This is a genomic window from Leucobacter albus, assembly GCF_039528015.1.
Taxonomy (GTDB): Bacteria; Actinomycetota; Actinomycetes; order Actinomycetales; family Microbacteriaceae; genus Leucobacter; species Leucobacter albus.
Genome location: NZ_BAAAKZ010000001.1, coordinates 295,469 through 310,450 on the forward strand (window position 1 = coordinate 295,469; position 14,982 = coordinate 310,450).

At 68.9% G+C, this 14,982-nt stretch carries 15 protein-coding genes; 7 read left to right on the forward strand and 8 right to left on the reverse strand.

Going from position 1 to position 14,982, the window contains the following annotated elements; genetic code table 11:
- Window positions 1-3 precede the first annotated feature (3 nt).
- Window positions 4-423 (forward strand): hypothetical protein, encoded by a 420-nt coding sequence (locus ABD115_RS01325; protein ID WP_343957390.1) that lies wholly within the window; start codon window positions 4-6, stop codon window positions 421-423.
- A 25-nt stretch (window positions 424-448) separates the two neighbouring features.
- On the opposite strand, the gene ABD115_RS01330 is transcribed toward ABD115_RS01325, so the two are convergent.
- Together ABD115_RS01330 and ABD115_RS01335 are read right to left on the reverse strand one after the other, a co-directional pair.
- Window positions 449-1,024: a nitroreductase family protein gene (locus ABD115_RS01330; protein ID WP_343957392.1), complete on the reverse strand. Its 576-nt coding sequence runs from the start codon at window positions 1,022-1,024 to the stop codon at window positions 449-451.
- A gap of 57 nt (window positions 1,025-1,081) precedes the next feature.
- Window positions 1,082-2,044, reverse strand: a complete 963-nt coding sequence (locus ABD115_RS01335; protein ID WP_343957394.1) for a LysR family transcriptional regulator ArgP — start codon at window positions 2,042-2,044, stop codon at window positions 1,082-1,084.
- A gap of 90 nt (window positions 2,045-2,134) precedes the next feature.
- Here ABD115_RS01335 and lysE point away from each other — a divergent pair, with 90 nt between their 5' ends.
- Window positions 2,135-2,746 carry an L-lysine exporter gene (lysE, locus tag ABD115_RS01340; protein ID WP_343957396.1) on the forward strand — a complete coding sequence of 204 codons (612 nt, stop codon included), beginning with the start codon at window positions 2,135-2,137 and terminating at the stop codon, window positions 2,744-2,746.
- 114 nt (window positions 2,747-2,860) lie between these two features.
- On the opposite strand, the gene ABD115_RS01345 is transcribed toward lysE, so the two are convergent.
- The gene (locus ABD115_RS01345) at window positions 2,861-3,913 is read right to left on the reverse strand and encodes a threonine aldolase family protein (protein WP_343957398.1); all 1,053 of its coding nucleotides are present in this window, start codon (window positions 3,911-3,913) and stop codon (window positions 2,861-2,863) included.
- Window positions 3,914-4,376: 463 nt separating this feature from the next.
- On the opposite strand from ABD115_RS01345, the gene ABD115_RS01350 reads away from it, so the two are divergent.
- The 4 genes from ABD115_RS01350 (at window position 4,377) to ABD115_RS01365 (ending at window position 9,504) form a co-directional block, all read left to right on the forward strand.
- Window positions 4,377-5,081 (forward strand): AAA family ATPase, encoded by a 705-nt coding sequence (locus tag ABD115_RS01350; RefSeq protein WP_343957400.1) that lies wholly within the window; start codon window positions 4,377-4,379, stop codon window positions 5,079-5,081.
- Between the two features lie 145 nt (window positions 5,082-5,226).
- Complete coding sequence (locus tag ABD115_RS01355) at window positions 5,227-7,401, forward strand: ATP-dependent Clp protease ATP-binding subunit (RefSeq protein ID WP_343957402.1); 2,175 nt, start codon at window positions 5,227-5,229, stop codon at window positions 7,399-7,401.
- Window positions 7,402-7,597: 196 nt separating this feature from the next.
- Complete coding sequence (locus ABD115_RS01360; protein ID WP_343957404.1) at window positions 7,598-8,506, forward strand: glycerophosphodiester phosphodiesterase; 909 nt, start codon at window positions 7,598-7,600, stop codon at window positions 8,504-8,506.
- A 44-nt stretch (window positions 8,507-8,550) separates the two neighbouring features.
- Window positions 8,551-9,504, forward strand: a complete 954-nt coding sequence (locus ABD115_RS01365; protein WP_343957406.1) for an aldo/keto reductase — start codon at window positions 8,551-8,553, stop codon at window positions 9,502-9,504.
- Between the two features lie 95 nt (window positions 9,505-9,599).
- On the opposite strand, the gene upp is transcribed toward ABD115_RS01365, so the two are convergent.
- Window positions 9,600-10,232, reverse strand: a complete 633-nt coding sequence (gene upp, locus ABD115_RS01370; protein WP_343957408.1) for a uracil phosphoribosyltransferase — start codon at window positions 10,230-10,232, stop codon at window positions 9,600-9,602.
- Window positions 10,233-10,288: 56 nt separating this feature from the next.
- On the opposite strand from upp, the gene ABD115_RS01375 reads away from it, so the two are divergent.
- Window positions 10,289-10,723: a nucleoside deaminase gene (locus ABD115_RS01375; protein ID WP_343957532.1), complete on the forward strand. Its 435-nt coding sequence runs from the start codon at window positions 10,289-10,291 to the stop codon at window positions 10,721-10,723.
- A 43-nt stretch (window positions 10,724-10,766) separates the two neighbouring features.
- On the opposite strand, the gene ABD115_RS01380 is transcribed toward ABD115_RS01375, so the two are convergent.
- The 4 genes from ABD115_RS01380 to ABD115_RS01395 form a co-directional block, all read right to left on the reverse strand.
- Complete coding sequence (locus tag ABD115_RS01380) at window positions 10,767-11,924, reverse strand: ABC transporter ATP-binding protein (protein ID WP_343957410.1); 1,158 nt, start codon at window positions 11,922-11,924, stop codon at window positions 10,767-10,769.
- The gene (locus ABD115_RS01385) at window positions 11,914-12,807 is read right to left on the reverse strand and encodes an ABC transporter permease (RefSeq protein ID WP_343957412.1); all 894 of its coding nucleotides are present in this window, start codon (window positions 12,805-12,807) and stop codon (window positions 11,914-11,916) included. The genes ABD115_RS01380 and ABD115_RS01385 overlap by 11 nt, the downstream gene beginning before the upstream one ends.
- Window positions 12,804-13,649, reverse strand: coding sequence for an ABC transporter permease (locus ABD115_RS01390; RefSeq protein WP_343957414.1), 846 nt, complete (start codon window positions 13,647-13,649; stop codon window positions 12,804-12,806). Before ABD115_RS01390 ends, ABD115_RS01385 begins: the two co-directional genes overlap by 4 nt.
- Before the next feature lie 66 nt (window positions 13,650-13,715).
- On the reverse strand, window positions 13,716-14,861 hold the full coding sequence (locus ABD115_RS01395; RefSeq protein ID WP_343957416.1) for an ABC transporter substrate-binding protein: 1,146 nt from the start codon (window positions 14,859-14,861) through the stop codon (window positions 13,716-13,718).
- Window positions 14,862-14,982 lie beyond the last annotated feature (121 nt).

Here is a 14,982-nt window from a genome sequence, read left to right on the forward strand (position 1 = left end):
ACCATGGCAAGAATCGAAGTGCACGCCGACAGGGTGATCATCCGCCTTACCGCGGCGGAGAAGACGGTCGCGCTTCGCCGGCGCGATGTGGTGCTCGATCGCTCGGCGATCCGCTCCGCGATGATTACAGAAGACCCGTGGGTGTGGATCCGCGGGATCCGATCGCCGGGCGCCGGCCTCCCGCGTGGGCTCGCCTACGGCACCTGGCGCACCCGCGGCGGGCGCGATTTTGTGCTCGCCAGGCGTGGCCGCGAGGCCGTGGTGATTGATTTGGACGTGCCAGAGAGCGCCGACGAGAACCGCGGCTGGGTCGGGGAGTTCGACACCTTCTCGAGGGTGATCGTATCGACCGTGCACGCGGCAGATCTCGTGCGCGCGCTGCGGCTCGATGGCGCTGGCTACGAGGCCGACACTACCGAGTAGCGCCGGCCCCGCGGCGAAAGCGAGGCTAGTCGTTGACGACGATGAGCTCGTCGACCGACAGCCGAGCGCGTGGCGCGAGCTCGCGCTCCTTCAGCGGCTCGGCCAGCTGCTCGGGCACGCCGAGCTTGCCGATTGTCATGACCGAGACGGGGCGAAGCTCCGAACCGAGTTCGAACACCTCGCTGATCTTTGCGGCATCGAAGCCGCCCATCTGGTGCACGTACAGGCCCTCGCTGTGGGCCTGAATGGAGAGGTGGGCGACGGCCTGACCCAGGTCGTACTCCGCCCAGCGCTGCGGTTCGCCGGCCGAGTTCTCGACGACGGCCAGGTTCACCACGAGTGCCGACGCGGCGCCGGCCCACGCCGAGTTGAAACCGGCGAGCGTTGCCTCGATCTGCTTGAACGACTCGCTGCCGCGGCGGGCGACGATAAAGCGCCACGGCTGCGTGTTGCTTGCGCTCGGCGACCAGCGGGCGGCCTCAAACGCACTGAGCAGGGCGTTTTCGGGCAGTGCGTGGTCGGTGTCGAACGCCCGTGGGCTCCAGCGCTCGGTGAGAGTGCTGAGAATGGGGGCGCTTGTCGTAGCGTGCTTTGCAGACATGAATCTCCTGGGTGAAACGAAACAGGGCGCGTGTGCGCCCCGGCAGAGACACAAACATCACAGCCGGGCGGCGTATTCCACCGAGGTCGGCGAAAGCGCGCGCTCTGCCTCCTGCGCAACGATCTCAGACAGCGCGTCGAGCACGGGAGAGCGCAGATCCCAGCGCTGCCAGTACAGGGGCAGTGGCAGCGAGCGGCCCGGAATGAGCTCCACGAGCGTGCCTCGGCGCAGCGCCTCGGCGCACTGCAGGCGCGGCAGCATGCCCCACCCCATGCCCAGCTCGACAGCGAGCGCAAACTCGGCCGACGACGGTACGAAGTTTCGCGGTGGGCCAGTGCTGCCCTGGGGTGCTGTGGTGGGGGCGGTTGCGGTGGCCGCGCCCGACTCGGCCCGCACGCACTCCGAGATGAACCGTTGCTGAAACATGTCGAAGCGGTCGAACTCGACCATCGGCGCACTCATCAGTGCCGCCGCCGTGACTCCCCGACCGAAGTGTGCGCGGTGAAACTCCGGGGCGGCGACCGCGTGGTACTGATCTACCCCGAGCAGTGTCGAGACGCACCCGGGCACGGGCTCCGACGTCGCCGTGAGCGCCGCCATCACCTCGCCGCTGCGCAGCTTCTCGGTCGAGATGGTCTCGTCGGCGCGCAGCACCTCGAACCGCGCCCCCGTCTCGGAGGCCGCTCGCGCGAGCGCCGGCACAAACCAGGTCGCCAGCGAGTCTGCGTTGATCACGAGGCGCACGAGCGAGCCGCGCTCCGTGCGCTGGTCGAACTCCGCGGCAACGTCTTCGACGATCTGGGCGAGTTGCCGTGCCGCCCGCAGCACCGTCGCGCCAGCCTCGGTGACCGCGACGGGCCGGGTGCGGCGCAGCAGCACGGCTCCGATGCGCTCCTCCATGCTCCGCAGGCGCTGGCTCACCGCCGAGGGTGAGATGTGCAGGAGCTTCGCGGCCGCTTCGAGCGAGCCGGAGTCGACGACCGCGGCGAAGGTGCGCAGGTGTTCGAGCGGCAGGTCCATGCGCCTATCTTAAGCACAGCTAATGTTCCTTCAGAATAATTCGCCGGGCTGAAGTGGCGCGGAGCGTGCCGCAGGCCATAGCGTCGATGGGTGATCATTCCTCTTCTCGTCGGCATCGGTAGCGGCCTCTCGTTGATCGTCGCGATCGGTGCGCAGAACGCCTTCGTGCTGCGCCAGGGCATTCGCCGCGAACACGTGCTCCCCGTCGTGCTCATCTGCGGGCTGACCGACGCGCTGCTTGAGACGCTCGGGGTCGCTGGCATCGGGCTCGTCATTGAGCGCGCCCCCGTTGTGCTTGAGGTGGTGCGATGGGGCGGCGTAGCGTTCTTGCTCTGGTATGCCTGGTCGGCCGCGCGCCGGGCGCTCCGCCCCGAGGTGCTCGTCGCGGGCGAGACGGGGGAGCCGCGGTCGCTGAAGAGCGTGGTGCTCGCGTGCCTCGCGATCACCTACCTCAACCCGCACGTGTATCTCGACACGATGGTGCTCATGGGGTCGATCGGCAACGCCCAGGGCGACCCCGCAAGGTGGTGGTTCGCCGCCGGGGGAGCGATCGCGAGCATCGGGTGGTTCTTTGTGCTCGGGTATGGAGCTCGCGCGCTCACCCGGTTCTTTGCCACACCGCGGTCGTGGCAAATTCTCGACGGCGTGGTCGCGTGCGTGATGCTCGTGATCGCGGCCAGGCTCGCGTTCGGCGGCATCTAGGCGGCATCTAGGCGGGGCCTGGGTCGGGCCTGGACCGGGGCCGGCGGCGGCCGGCGGCGCTGGGGCATGCTGCGGTCGGGGATCCGCCCGCTGCGATCTGCCCCGCGTCGCGCGCTAGCTCCGCTCGTCACCAATCAGTGCGAGCAGCGCGTCGACGTCGCGCTCGGTCGTGTCGAACGCGCACATCAGCCGGTACAGGCCGGCCTTCGCTGGCCACGCACCAAACATGAACTGGCGCTGGGCGCGCAGGGCGACCTCGTCGGGCAGCTCCGCAAACACGGCGTTGGATTGTACGGGGTAGGCGACCCGCACGCCAGGCGCCGCGGCCCGCTCGATTCCCGCGGCGAGCCGTGCGGCCATGGCGTTCGCGTGCGCCGCGTTGCGCAGCCACAGGTCGCCGCCGTAGAGCGCGGTGAGCTGGGCCGACACGAAGCGCATCTTCGAAGCGAGCTGCAGGTTGATCTTGCGGAGAAACTCGACCCCCTCGACCGCGCCGGGGCGCAGCACAACGACCGCCTCGGCCGCGAGCGCGCCATTCTTGGTTGCGCCAAGGCTTAGCAGGTCTGCCCCGGCATCGCTCGAGATCGCGGCGAGGCTGGTGCCGAGGTGTTCGGCCGCCGCCCCGAGCCGCGAGCCGTCGATGTGCAGCAGCATGCCGCGCTCGTGCGCGTGCTCGGCGAGCGCCCGAATCTCGTCGGGCGTGTAGCAGGTGCCGAGCTCGGTGGTCTGCGAGATCGTGACCGCAAGGGGCTGCGCGCGGTGCTTACTGCCCCAGCCCCAGGCCTCGCGGTCGACGAGCTCGGGGGTGAGCTTGCCATCTGCCGTGGCGACCGGGAGCAGCTTGAGCCCGCCGGTCTTCTCGGGCGCGCCCGTCTCGTCGGTGTTGACGTGGGCCGTCGCCGCGCAGATCACCGCGCCCCAGCGCGGCAGCGCCGCCTGCAGTGCGAGCACGTTTGCGCCAGACCCGTTGAACACCGGGAAGGCCTCGGCCTGCTCGCCGAAGAGGCGCCGTGCAACCGACTCGAACTCCAGCGTCCACGGGTCGCCGCCGTATGCCACGGTGTGGCCGGTATTCGCCGCCGCGATCGCGGCAAGCACCTCGGGGTGGATCCCCGCCCAGTTGTCGGAGGCGAAGGCGTGCGGGTGGGCTGTGCTGGTGTCGGTCACCATTTCAGCCTACTGGCTCGGGTGGTGGCGGTGGCTGGGGTGGTGGCGGTGGCTTGGGTGGTGGCTTGGGTGGTGGTGGCTGGGGTGGTGGTGGGCCCGGACCAGCTGCGGTCGATCGGCAATCTGCACAGGGTCTGGGTGGTTCTGCGGTTTGGGGCCTGGGTTGGGCTGATTGCCTATGTACCGCAGGCCCGGGCTGGCAGCGGGCCTGCAGCGGGGCGGCGCGGGGCGGGGCGGGGCCGGCAGCGAGGCCAGCAGCAGGGCGAGGCTAGCAGCAGGGCGGGGCCGCGGGGCGGGGCCAGCAGCAGAGCGGGGCCGCCGAGCATGCGTGCCGCATGTCGGAGGTGCGCAGTAGGGTGTGGGCAGCGCCCGAATCAGTGAACCGGGCGGCCCACGGCGAAGCTCGCGCCGCGCGAATGCGAGCGCAGAAAGCGAGGTCTCGGTGCGAATACCCTCGTTGCCGGTGCGGTGGATCGAAGAGCGCGAAGACCACCCCGCCGACCGGCGGTCGTGGTTCGCTGAGGTGCCTGCGGTTCGACAGCTGCTCGATCGACGCTTCGAGCTGGGTGCAATGACCGTGTTCGTTGGTGAGAACGGCGCGGGCAAATCGACGATCGTCGAGGCGATCGCAACAGCCTACGGCCTGAACGCCGAGGGCGGCACCCACAACGCCAGGCACTCAACGCTCGCGACAGAGTCGCCCCTCGAGGCCCACCTGCAGATTGCTCGAGGCCTGGGCGGCTCGCGCAAGGGTGTCTTCTTGCGGGCAGAAACGATGCACGGTCATTTCGGGTACCTCCAGGCGATCGAAGAAGCAGACGCGGGAGTGCTTGGCCGTCACAATTTTCAGAGTCACGGCGAGTCTTTTCTTGAGTTTGTGCAGTCGCGGTCGCGCATTCGGGGGTTGTGGGTGTTTGACGAGCCCGAGTCTGCGCTCTCGTTCTCGAACTGCCTGGTGCTCCTGGGGTGTATGAAGGAGCTCGCAGAGAGCGGCTCGCAGGTCATTCTGTCGACCCATTCGCCGGTGCTCGCGGCGCTGCCCGGGGCGACTATCTACGAGCTTGGTGAGTGGGGCATGCGAATGCGCGCCTACGACGATCTCGAGATTGTCGATAGCTGGCGCCGGTTTATGGCTGCGCCTGAACGCTATCTTCGGCACCTCAGTTAGCGCGAGTGGTGCCGTTGCACGGCAGAGTCACAGGTAACTGACTAGCAAGAAATCGGCTTTCGTCATAAACTTGAGTCATATCGACTCAGGTTTGCGCCTCGTGGGGTTCGCGAGGCGCACCGCCCACGCACCACGAAAGGACATCATGCAGGCAAATTGGCAACCAGCCGACGGCGAGAACACGCAGAGTGCGCTCGAGCAGTTCGGCGTGAACCTCACTGAGGTGGCCCGTTCGGGCAAGCTCGACCCCGTCATTGGGCGCGACAGCGAAATTCGCCGCGTAAGCCAGGTGCTGACCCGGCGCACAAAGAACAACCCCGTGCTCATCGGCGAGCCGGGCGTCGGCAAGACGGCCGTCGTCGAGGGCCTCGCCCAGCGCATCGTCGCCGGTGACGTCGCCGAATCTCTGAAAGACAAAGAGCTCATCTCGCTCGACATCTCTGCCCTCATCGCTGGCGCAAAGTACCGGGGCCAGTTCGAGGAGCGCATGAAGGCGGTGCTCGCCGAGATCAAAGAATCAGACGGCCAGATCATCACGTTTATCGATGAGCTCCACACGCTCATGGGTGCCGGCGGCGGCGAATCGTCTGTGGCAGCCTCGCAGATGCTTAAGCCTATGCTCGCCCGAGGCGAGCTGCGCCTGATCGGCGCCACGACCCTCGACGAGTACCGCGAGTACATTGAAAAAGACGCGGCCCTTGAGCGGCGCTTCCAGCAGGTGTACGTCGGTGAGCCCTCCGTCGAAGACACCGTGGCCATTTTGCGCGGGCTGAAGGAGCGCTACGAGGCGCACCACAAGGTGACGATCGCCGACTCTGCGCTCGTGGCGGCGGCGGCGCTCTCGAACCGCTACATCACCGCGCGACAGCTCCCCGACAAGGCGATCGACCTCATTGACGAGGCTGCGTCGCGGCTGCGCATGGAGATCGACTCGGCCCCGCTCGAGATTGATGAACTGCGCCGTGCGGTCGACCGGCTGAAGCTCGAAGAGCTCGCGCTGAAGAAAGAGAAAGACGACGCTTCGAAGGAGCGGTTGGCGAAGCTGCGCGACGACCTCTCAGGCAAGCAGACGGAGCTCGCGGGCCTCGAGGAGCGGTGGGAGCGCGAGCGCGCGAGCCTGAACCGCGTTGGCGCGCTGCGCGAGCAGCTCGACCAGCGGCGCATGGACGCCGAGCGAGCGCAGCGCGAGGGCAACCTCGAGCGCGCGTCGAAGCTGCTCTACGGTGAGATTCCAGTGATCGAGAAGGAGCTTGCCGAGGCCGAGCGCGCCGAGCTGCAGGGTGCACAAGGCCCAGACGGCGAGCCTCGCATGGTCAACGAGCAGGTCACCGACGAAGACATCGCGGGTGTGGTCGCCGCCTGGACGGGCATTCCGGTCGGCCGCCTCATGCAGGGCGAGACCGAGAAACTGCTCGCGCTCGAACACGAGCTCTCCAAGCGGGTCGTCGGGCAGCAGGAGGCCGCGAACGCCGTCGCCGACGCGGTGCGGCGCACGCGCGCGGGTATCGCCGACCCGAATCGCCCGACCGGTTCATTCCTGTTCCTCGGGCCCACCGGTGTCGGTAAGACCGAGCTCGCGAAGGCGCTCGCCGAGTTCCTGTTCGACGACGAGCACGCGATGGTGCGCATCGACATGAGCGAGTACGGCGAGAAGCACTCGGTCTCGCGCCTCGTCGGTGCCCCTCCGGGGTACGTTGGCTACGAACAGGGCGGCCAGCTCACCGAGGCCGTGCGGCGCAGGCCGTACTCGGTCGTGCTGCTCGACGAGGTCGAGAAGGCCCACCCCGAGGTCTTCGACGTGCTGCTGCAGGTGCTCGACGATGGCCGACTCACCGATGGCCAGGGCCGAACCGTCGACTTCCGCAACACGATCCTCATTCTCACCTCGAACCTCGGCAGCCAGTACCTCGTCGACCCAGACATGGCCTGGGGCGCCAAGGTTGAGGCTGTGCAAGAGACGGTGCGCCGCGCGTTCAAGCCCGAGTTCGTCAACCGCCTCGATGAGATGGTGATCTTCCACCCGCTGTCGGTCGATGCGCTCGCGCAAATCGTCGAGATCTCGATCGATCGGCTGCAGGATCGCCTGGCCGAGCGCCGGCTCACCCTCGCGGTGACGCCCGATGCCCGGGCCTGGCTCGCCCAGCGCGGCTACGACCCCGTGTACGGCGCCCGGCCGCTGCGCAGGCTCATGCAGCGCGAAATCGATGATCGCCTGGCGCGCGGCATTCTCGGCGGCGAGATTCGCGACGGCGACGTCGCTCGCATCGACGTCGCCCCCGGCGGCGAAGCTCTCGCGCTGCTGCCCGCGGCTGCGGAGTAGCCTGCGACGACGGGGCGCCCGGAGTGCCCGGGTGCCCCGGGCGGGCGGTGCCCCCGAGCGGTCGGGTGCCCCCGAGCCAGCGGGTACCCCGGGCGGGCAGGCGCCCCGGAGCGCAGCTCCAGAAAAGATCACAAATCGGTAACGGAGTCCGGTAGGGTGGGTGCACCGCGCGACGATGCGCGGGGGAGGAGCCACCGTGACCCAGCCTCGGTACCGCATCAGCGCGAAGCCAACCCAAGACTTCGGAGCACGCACAGCTCTGCTCGCTGCGTTCTTCGTGATAGCGCTCATCACCGCCCTCGGATCCAACCCCTACGCCGCCCCAGCGAGCGCCCTGCAGCTCCACGGCGCGCTCAGCAGGGGAGAGGGTTTCGGCATCATCTCGCACCGCGGCGCGGCCGCCCTCGCCCCCGAGAACACCCTCGCGGCGATGCGGCTCGCGTTCGACCAGGGCGTCGACTTTGTCGAGGCCGACCTGCACCTCACCGCCGACCGTGTGCCGGTGCTCATGCACGACGAGACGCTCGACCGCACGACGACCGGCACCGGCCAGGTCGCGGAAGCCACGCTCGAGCAGCTGCGCACCCTCGACGCAGGCTCGTGGTTCGGTGCAGAGTTCGCGGGCGAGCCTATCCCGACCCTCGAAGAGTTTCTCGACGAGCTCGCTCCGACCAATAGCCGCGCGCTCATCGAGCTCAAGGGGCTGTGGGGCGACGACGATGTCGCGGGCGCCGTTGACCTGCTTCGGGCGCGTTACCTCGTCGACCGCGTGGCCTTTGAATCGTTCGAGGTGGAGAACCTCGAGCGCCTCGCTGTGCTCGCCCCTGAGTTCGCGCGCGTGATGCTCACGCGCGACTGGGGCAGGCCGACGCTCGAACTCGCGGCAATGCTGAACGTGTCGGCGATTGGGGCTCGCACGGAGGTATTTGACCGTGAACTCGGGCTCATCGACGAGGCGCGGCTGCTCGGCATCGGCACGATGGTCTACACGCTGAACACGGCGAAGCAGTGGCGGCAGGCGCGCGCTACTGGCATCGACCTCATTATCACCGACGACCCTGTCGCCCTCGACGACTGGCGTGCGGCCCTCAGCCCGGCCCTGTAGCGTCGCAGGTGGTGCGCCAAGGCACCGCTGACGAATGGAGACACATGCCCGAGCGCATTCGAATTGGCCACTCCGAGCTTGCGGTCGCACCGCTCGCGCTCGGCGCAAACGTGTTTGGGTGGACGGCCGACCGCGACGACTCGTTCGCCGTGCTCGACGGCTTTCTCGCGGGCGGCGGCGATTTCGTCGACACTGCCGACGGGTACTCTCACTGGGTGCCAGGGAACACTGGCGGCGAATCGGAGACGATCATTGGAGAGTGGCTGAGCGCTCGCGGCGCGCGAGACCGGGTGACGCTCGCGACAAAGGTGTCGACGCACCCCGACTTCTCCGGGCTCTCCGCGGCGAATGTGCGGGCCGCGGCAGACGCCTCGCTCGCGCGGCTGCAGACCGACCGCATTGACCTCTACTACGCGCACTTCGACGACGAGGAGACCCCGCTCGCCGAGACCGTCGAGGCGTTCTCGGGGCTCGTCGATGCGGGCAAGATTCGTGCGATCGGGGTGTCGAACTACACGGCCGAGCGGGTTGCGGAGTGGTTCGAGATCGCCCGGGCCGGCGGCTACCATCTTCCCGTCGCGCTGCAGCCGCACTACAACCTCGTCGAGCGCGATTTTGAGGCGAACGGGCTGAATTCGGTGGCGGATCGCGAGGGGCTCTCAGTCTTCCCCTACTTCGGGCTCGCCAAGGGCTTTCTCGCTGGGAAGTACCGGGAAGCGGGCGCGGCGGAGGCTGCGGGGGCAAGCCCGAGAGCGGCGGCCGCGGCTGCCTACCTCGACGATCGCGGCCGCCGGGTGCTCGCGGCGCTCGATGAGATCGCCGCGGCGCACGGAGCCGAGCTCGCCTCGGTGTCGCTCGCGTGGCTGCGTCTGCGGCTCGCGAACGGCGCGCCGATCGCGAGTGCGCGTACGACCGCGCAGCTCCCGGCGCTGCTCGCGTCGATGACGCTGGCGCTCACCGCTGATGAGGTCGACGCGCTGAGCAGCGCGGCCGCGTAGCGAACGAGCGCGGTTGGCGGCCGAGGTGGCTACCAACCGCGCTCGACGTTGATATTGCGCTGTGGGAGGCGCCGTGATGCCGGAGCCCGGCCCGGTTACGCGGTGCCGTACAGGCGGTCGCCAGCGTCTCCGAGGCCGGGCACGATGTAGGCGTTCTCGTCGAGCCCCTCGTCGAGGGCTCCCAGCACGAGCGTGACATTGCGGTCGCCAGCTGCCTGCCGCATGAGCTCGACGCCCTCGGGGGTGCCGAGAATGCAGATCGCGGTGATGTCGTCGGCGCCGCGCGCGAACAGGAAGTCGATTGCCGCGGCGAGCGAGCCTCCGGTCGCGAGCATCGGGTCGAGTACGAAGCACTGGCGCCCGGCGAGCGACTCGGGGAGGCGCTCCGCGTACGTGGTCGGCTGCAGCGTCTCTTCGTCGCGCACCATGCCGAGGAAGCCGACCTCGGCGGTCGGCACGAGCTTGACCATGCCCTCGAGCATGCCGAGCCCGGCGCGCAGGATCGGCACGATGAGCGGCAGTGGCTCGCTCAGTCGCACGCCCGTGGTCTTGGCGACCGGGGTCTGGATCTCGATCGGGGAGACGCGCACCTCGCGCGTGGCCTCGTAGGCCAGCAGCGTCATGATCTCCTCGACGAGGAGGCGGAATGTCGGCTGCGGCGTTTTCGCGTCGCGCAGCACCGTCAGTTTGTGTGTGATCAGTGGATGATCTGCAACGAAGACTCGCATGCCCCTATTCTATTGCCGTGACCACCATCCCTCCATCACCAGCCGAGCTTCGCGCAATGGGCCGCGCAATCGACGAGGCGCGCGCCGCCGCGGCCGAGGGCGAGATACCCGTCGGGGCGGTGCTGCTCGGCCCGGCAGGCGAGGTGCTCGCGACCGGGCGAAACGCGCGCGAGGCGGGTGTGGATCCCACGGCGCACGCCGAGGTCGTTGCGATCAGGGCGGCAGCGGCCGCTGCGGGCGATCGGTACCTGAACGGTTGCACGCTCGTCGTCACGCTCGAGCCGTGCACCATGTGCGCCGGGGTGATCTTGGCAGCGCGTGTTTCGCGAGTAGTGTTCGGCGCCTGGGATGAGAAGGCCGGCGCGGTCGGCAGCGTCTACGATCTGCTCCGCGACGGCCGGCTGCCACACCCGGTGCCCGAGGTGGTCGCGGGCGTGCGGGCCGAGGAGTGCGCGGCGCTTCTCGAGGACTTCTTTCGGGAGCGTCGCTAACCGCCGGGTGTGCCAAGCGAGCGGAGCCGGGCACCAGGCCCGGCTATCCGAGCGGCGCGACGGCGACTGGCTCCGCTGCGAACGAGACGTCGACGGCGTCACCGGGCTGGAAGGCAACATCCGCGCCGTGTTGTGAGGCCAGCGTCGTGCCATCGCTGAGCTCGACAACGGTGCGGCGAATGGAGCCGAGGAAGCCGCTGGAGACGACCGTCGCGGCGATGCCCGCAGCCCCAATCCCTGTGCTTGTCGTCGGCCCGGGCTGCGCTCGCACCGGCGTTCCTGGTGCGAGCCGAACGTGCTCGGGTCGCACGTACGCGGTCACGGCGGACCCGGAGGCCCCCGATCCCGCCCCCAGAGCTGACCCGAGGCCGGCACCAGGCTTTCCGCCGATCACGGGGATGGCTGCCCCCTGCACGCGCACGACCGCGCCGTCGGGGTGCGTGTCGAGCACCCCCGAGACCCGGTTCGACAGGCCAACGAAGTCGGCGACGAACGGCGACACTGGCCGCCGGTAGAGCTCCTCGGGGGTGCCGAGCTGGGCGATCCTGCCGGCCTCCATGACCGCGACCCTGTCTGAGATCGCGAGCGCCTCCTCCTGGTCGTGCGTGACGAACACGGTGCTGATGCCGAGCTCCGTCTGGATCGCCCGGATCTGCTCCCGAAGCCGCACCCGAACCTTGGCGTCGAGGGCCGAGAGCGGCTCGTCGAGGAGCAGGGCGCGAGGCCGCGTGACGAGGGCCCGCGCGAGCGCGACGCGCTGCTGTTGACCGCCCGACAGCTCGTGCGGGAAACGCTCGGCGAGGTGGTCGAGCCCGACAATCTCGAGGAGCTCCCCAACCCGCCGCGTGCGCTCGGCACGATCCACGCGGCGCATTCGCAGCCCGAACTCGACGTTTCGCGCTACCGAGAGGTGCGGGAACAGTGAGTACTGCTGGAAGACCATTCCGATGTCGCGGCGGCTCACGGGTACACCGGTCACGTCTTCGTCGCCGAGCAAGATCCGCCCGCCCGAGACCCGCTCAAGCCCCGCAATGCAGCGCAGCGCCGTCGTCTTCCCGCAGCCCGATGGGCCGAGCAGGCAGACGAGCTCGCCGGGGTCGAGCGCGAGGTCGACGCCGTGCAGCACGGTCGTTGACCCGTAAGACTTCGTGACGCCTTCGAGCCTGACAGGCGATGAGGCGGGGGCGGGGTTAGCGGCCACGGCCGGGCTCCTTCTGACTGGGCGCGGGTGCTGCGGCGCGCGGAGTAGTGGGTGGGGCGACGCGAACTTCGGCCGCGCCGCCGGGCGAGCGCCGCCGCGGCGGGCCGCCGGTTGCGCTCACGAGCAGCAGCAGCACGAACGCCGCGACGAGCGAGATGAGCGACACGGCAACCGCGACGAACGGGTCTGATTTCGAGATCTGCAGGAGCGCGGTCTGCAGGGTGACTCGGTTGAGTAGCGACGACACGGTGAACTCACCGAGCACGATCGCGATGGTGACGAGCGAGGCGGCGAGCAGGCCCCGCCGCACACCGGGCGCGATGACGCGAACGAGCACGGTCACCCAGCCGGCGCCGAGCGAGCGGGCGGCCTCGGCGCGCACGCGCGCGTCCATGCCGGTGAGGTCTGCGGCGATCGCTCGGTACGCGAACGGGAGCACGAGTACCCCGTAGGCGAGCGCGAGCGTCCACACGCCCGACCCGAAGGTCTGGCCGATCACCCGGTAGATCGGCGCGAAGCCGACGACGAGCACAATCGCGGGCACAGCGATCGGCAACACGGTCAACAGGTCAAGCGCGCGCTGCAGCCGCGGAAACCTCAGGTGCACGAGCACGATCGTCGGGAAGAACAGCACGAGCACGATGCCGAGCGAGATCACGGCGAGCAAGAGCGAATTCTGAACGCCCTGCGCGAGCACGCGGTAGCCACGCGCCTTGTCGGGGTCGAACAGGGCCGCCCAGTGCGAGAGATCGTGGCCGCCGGCGGTGTTGCGCAGCGTGAACTCGAGCATCGCGACGAGCGGAATGAGAAACACGATCCCGATCACGGCGACGACCGCCCTGGCGGCGGCGGGCGAGGGGCGCCCGGGGATCCCGGCGCTCACCCCTGCCACCTCGCGGTGCGGGCCATGAGGCGCCCGTACCCGAACATCACGATGGTCATGACGACGATCATGCCGAGCGCGAGCACGCCCGCGTTCGAGGCGAGCGAGGCGCCGGTCTCGCCGATGAGCGCGGCCCTGATCTTCAGCGGCACAATCTGCGAACCCTGGCTGATGAGCGCCGCCGCCGTCGCGTACGAGGAGAACGCGTTCGCGAACAGCAGCAGCAGCGAGCCGAGGAACGCGGGGGTGAGGATCGGGATCCCGACCCGCAGCCAGTAGCTGCCGCCGCGGCCGCCGAGCGTTGCGACGGCCTCGGCCCACCCCGGCCTGAGCGCGAGGACGGCAGGGAGGAACGTGATCACCATGAGCGGAACCTGGAAATACAGGTACGGCAGCACGAGACCCGGCAGCTCGTAGAGCCACACCCCGTCAGCGTAGATGTCGGTGCCGAGCCGTTCCCTGAGGAGCACGGTGATGAGGCCCTGACTGCCGATCGTGGCGATAAAGGCGAAGGCGAGCATGACGCCGCCGAACTGCGCAAGCACCGAGCTCGCGGCGTCGACGACGCGGCGGAGCGGGCCCTGTTCTGGCAGGGCAGCGAGCGCCCAGCAGAGGGTCGCTCCGACGACCGCGCCGACCACCGCAGTGACGGCGCTCAGCCAGATGCTCGCCCAGAACGCCGACAGCGTCTCGGGGGCGAACAGCACGGGGAGATTTTCGAGCGTGAGGCCACCGTCTGCGGTGAAACCGGACCCGACGGCGATGAGTGTCGGAACGATCAGAAACAACACAACGTAGGCGGTGAACGGGACGAGGCCGAGCGCCGCAAGGAATTTGCGCATGAGGAGTGGAAGAAAAGCGAGGGCCTGTGTGCCGCTGCGACCGCAGCGGCACACAGGCCGAGGCGCTTACTTGACGACCGCAGCCCAGCGCTCGGAGAGCAGCGCGTTCGCGGCGTCGGTCTGTGCCTGATCGGGCGAGATCCAGTCCTCTGAGCTCGTGCCGAAGCTCACCTGCTCGATGAGCTGCTCGTCGACCGATCCTGCCTCCTTGAGCGCATCGATCCTGACGGGCACGGCGTTACCCTCGAGGAACAGGGCCTGCGCCTCGTCCGAGAAGATCCACTCCTGCCAGAGGCGGGCGGCAGCGGGGTTCGGTGCGTCGGCGTTGATGGCCTCGTTGTAGAACGAGACGTAGACGGGGCCGTCGAGCACGGTGGTCTTCCAGCTCGGCTTGTCGGCGGCCGCCGCGATGTTGTTGAACGACCAGTCGAAGACCGCGGGCGTCTCGCCCGACGCGATCGTCGCAGGGGTCGGGTCGACGGTGAGGAAGTTGCCGGCGTCGCGCAGCTTCTGAGCGAAGTCGATGCCGGGGCCGAAATCGTCGATGCCGCCGCCGTTCAGCGCCGAGATCGAGCCGACCGCGGCGAAGGCCGCGCCGGCCTGCGTGGGGTCACCGTTGAGCGCGACCGCGCCCTTGAACTCCGACCCGAGCAGGTCGTCGACCTGCTTCGGCTCCGAGAGCTTGTCTGCGTCGTAGCCGAGCGACATGATGCCCGAGTAGTTGTTTACCCAGAGGCCCGTCGACTCCTTGTTTTCGGCGGGGATCTCGTCCCACTTCTCGACCTTGTACGGCGCGAACTTGTCGGTGTTCGTCAGCGCGACGGCGGCGCCGAGGTCGAAGACGTCGGGCGCGGTGTCCTGGCCCTTGAGGTTCTCGGCAGCCTGGATCTCCTCGGCGCTCGAGGCGTCGGGCGACGCCGAATTCACGGTGATGCCGTACTTCTCTTCGAACCCGGCGATGATCTCGCCGTAGTTCGCCCAATCCTCGGGGAGGGCGATGACGTTGAGCTGGCCCTCTGCCTTCGCCGCCTCAACGAGCGCGTCCATGCCGCCGAAGTCGGCGGCGCTGGTGGCAGTCGCTGCGTCGACGGAGCCGTCGGAGCCACCACCCTCCGAGGCCGGTGCGCCCGGCGAGCACGCCGCGAGGGCGCCGGTGAGCGCGAGAACCCCGGCCGTGAGGGCGGCGCGGCGGTAGAAGACACGTGAAGTCACAGTGAGCCTTTCGTTGGTGTCTCGGGGCTCACCCGGGTCGGCACTGGCGCCGCCCGAAACCTGAGTTTCCCGACCTGACGCGTCAACGATAGAAAGGCCTGGCGAACGCCAGTTCGCGCGA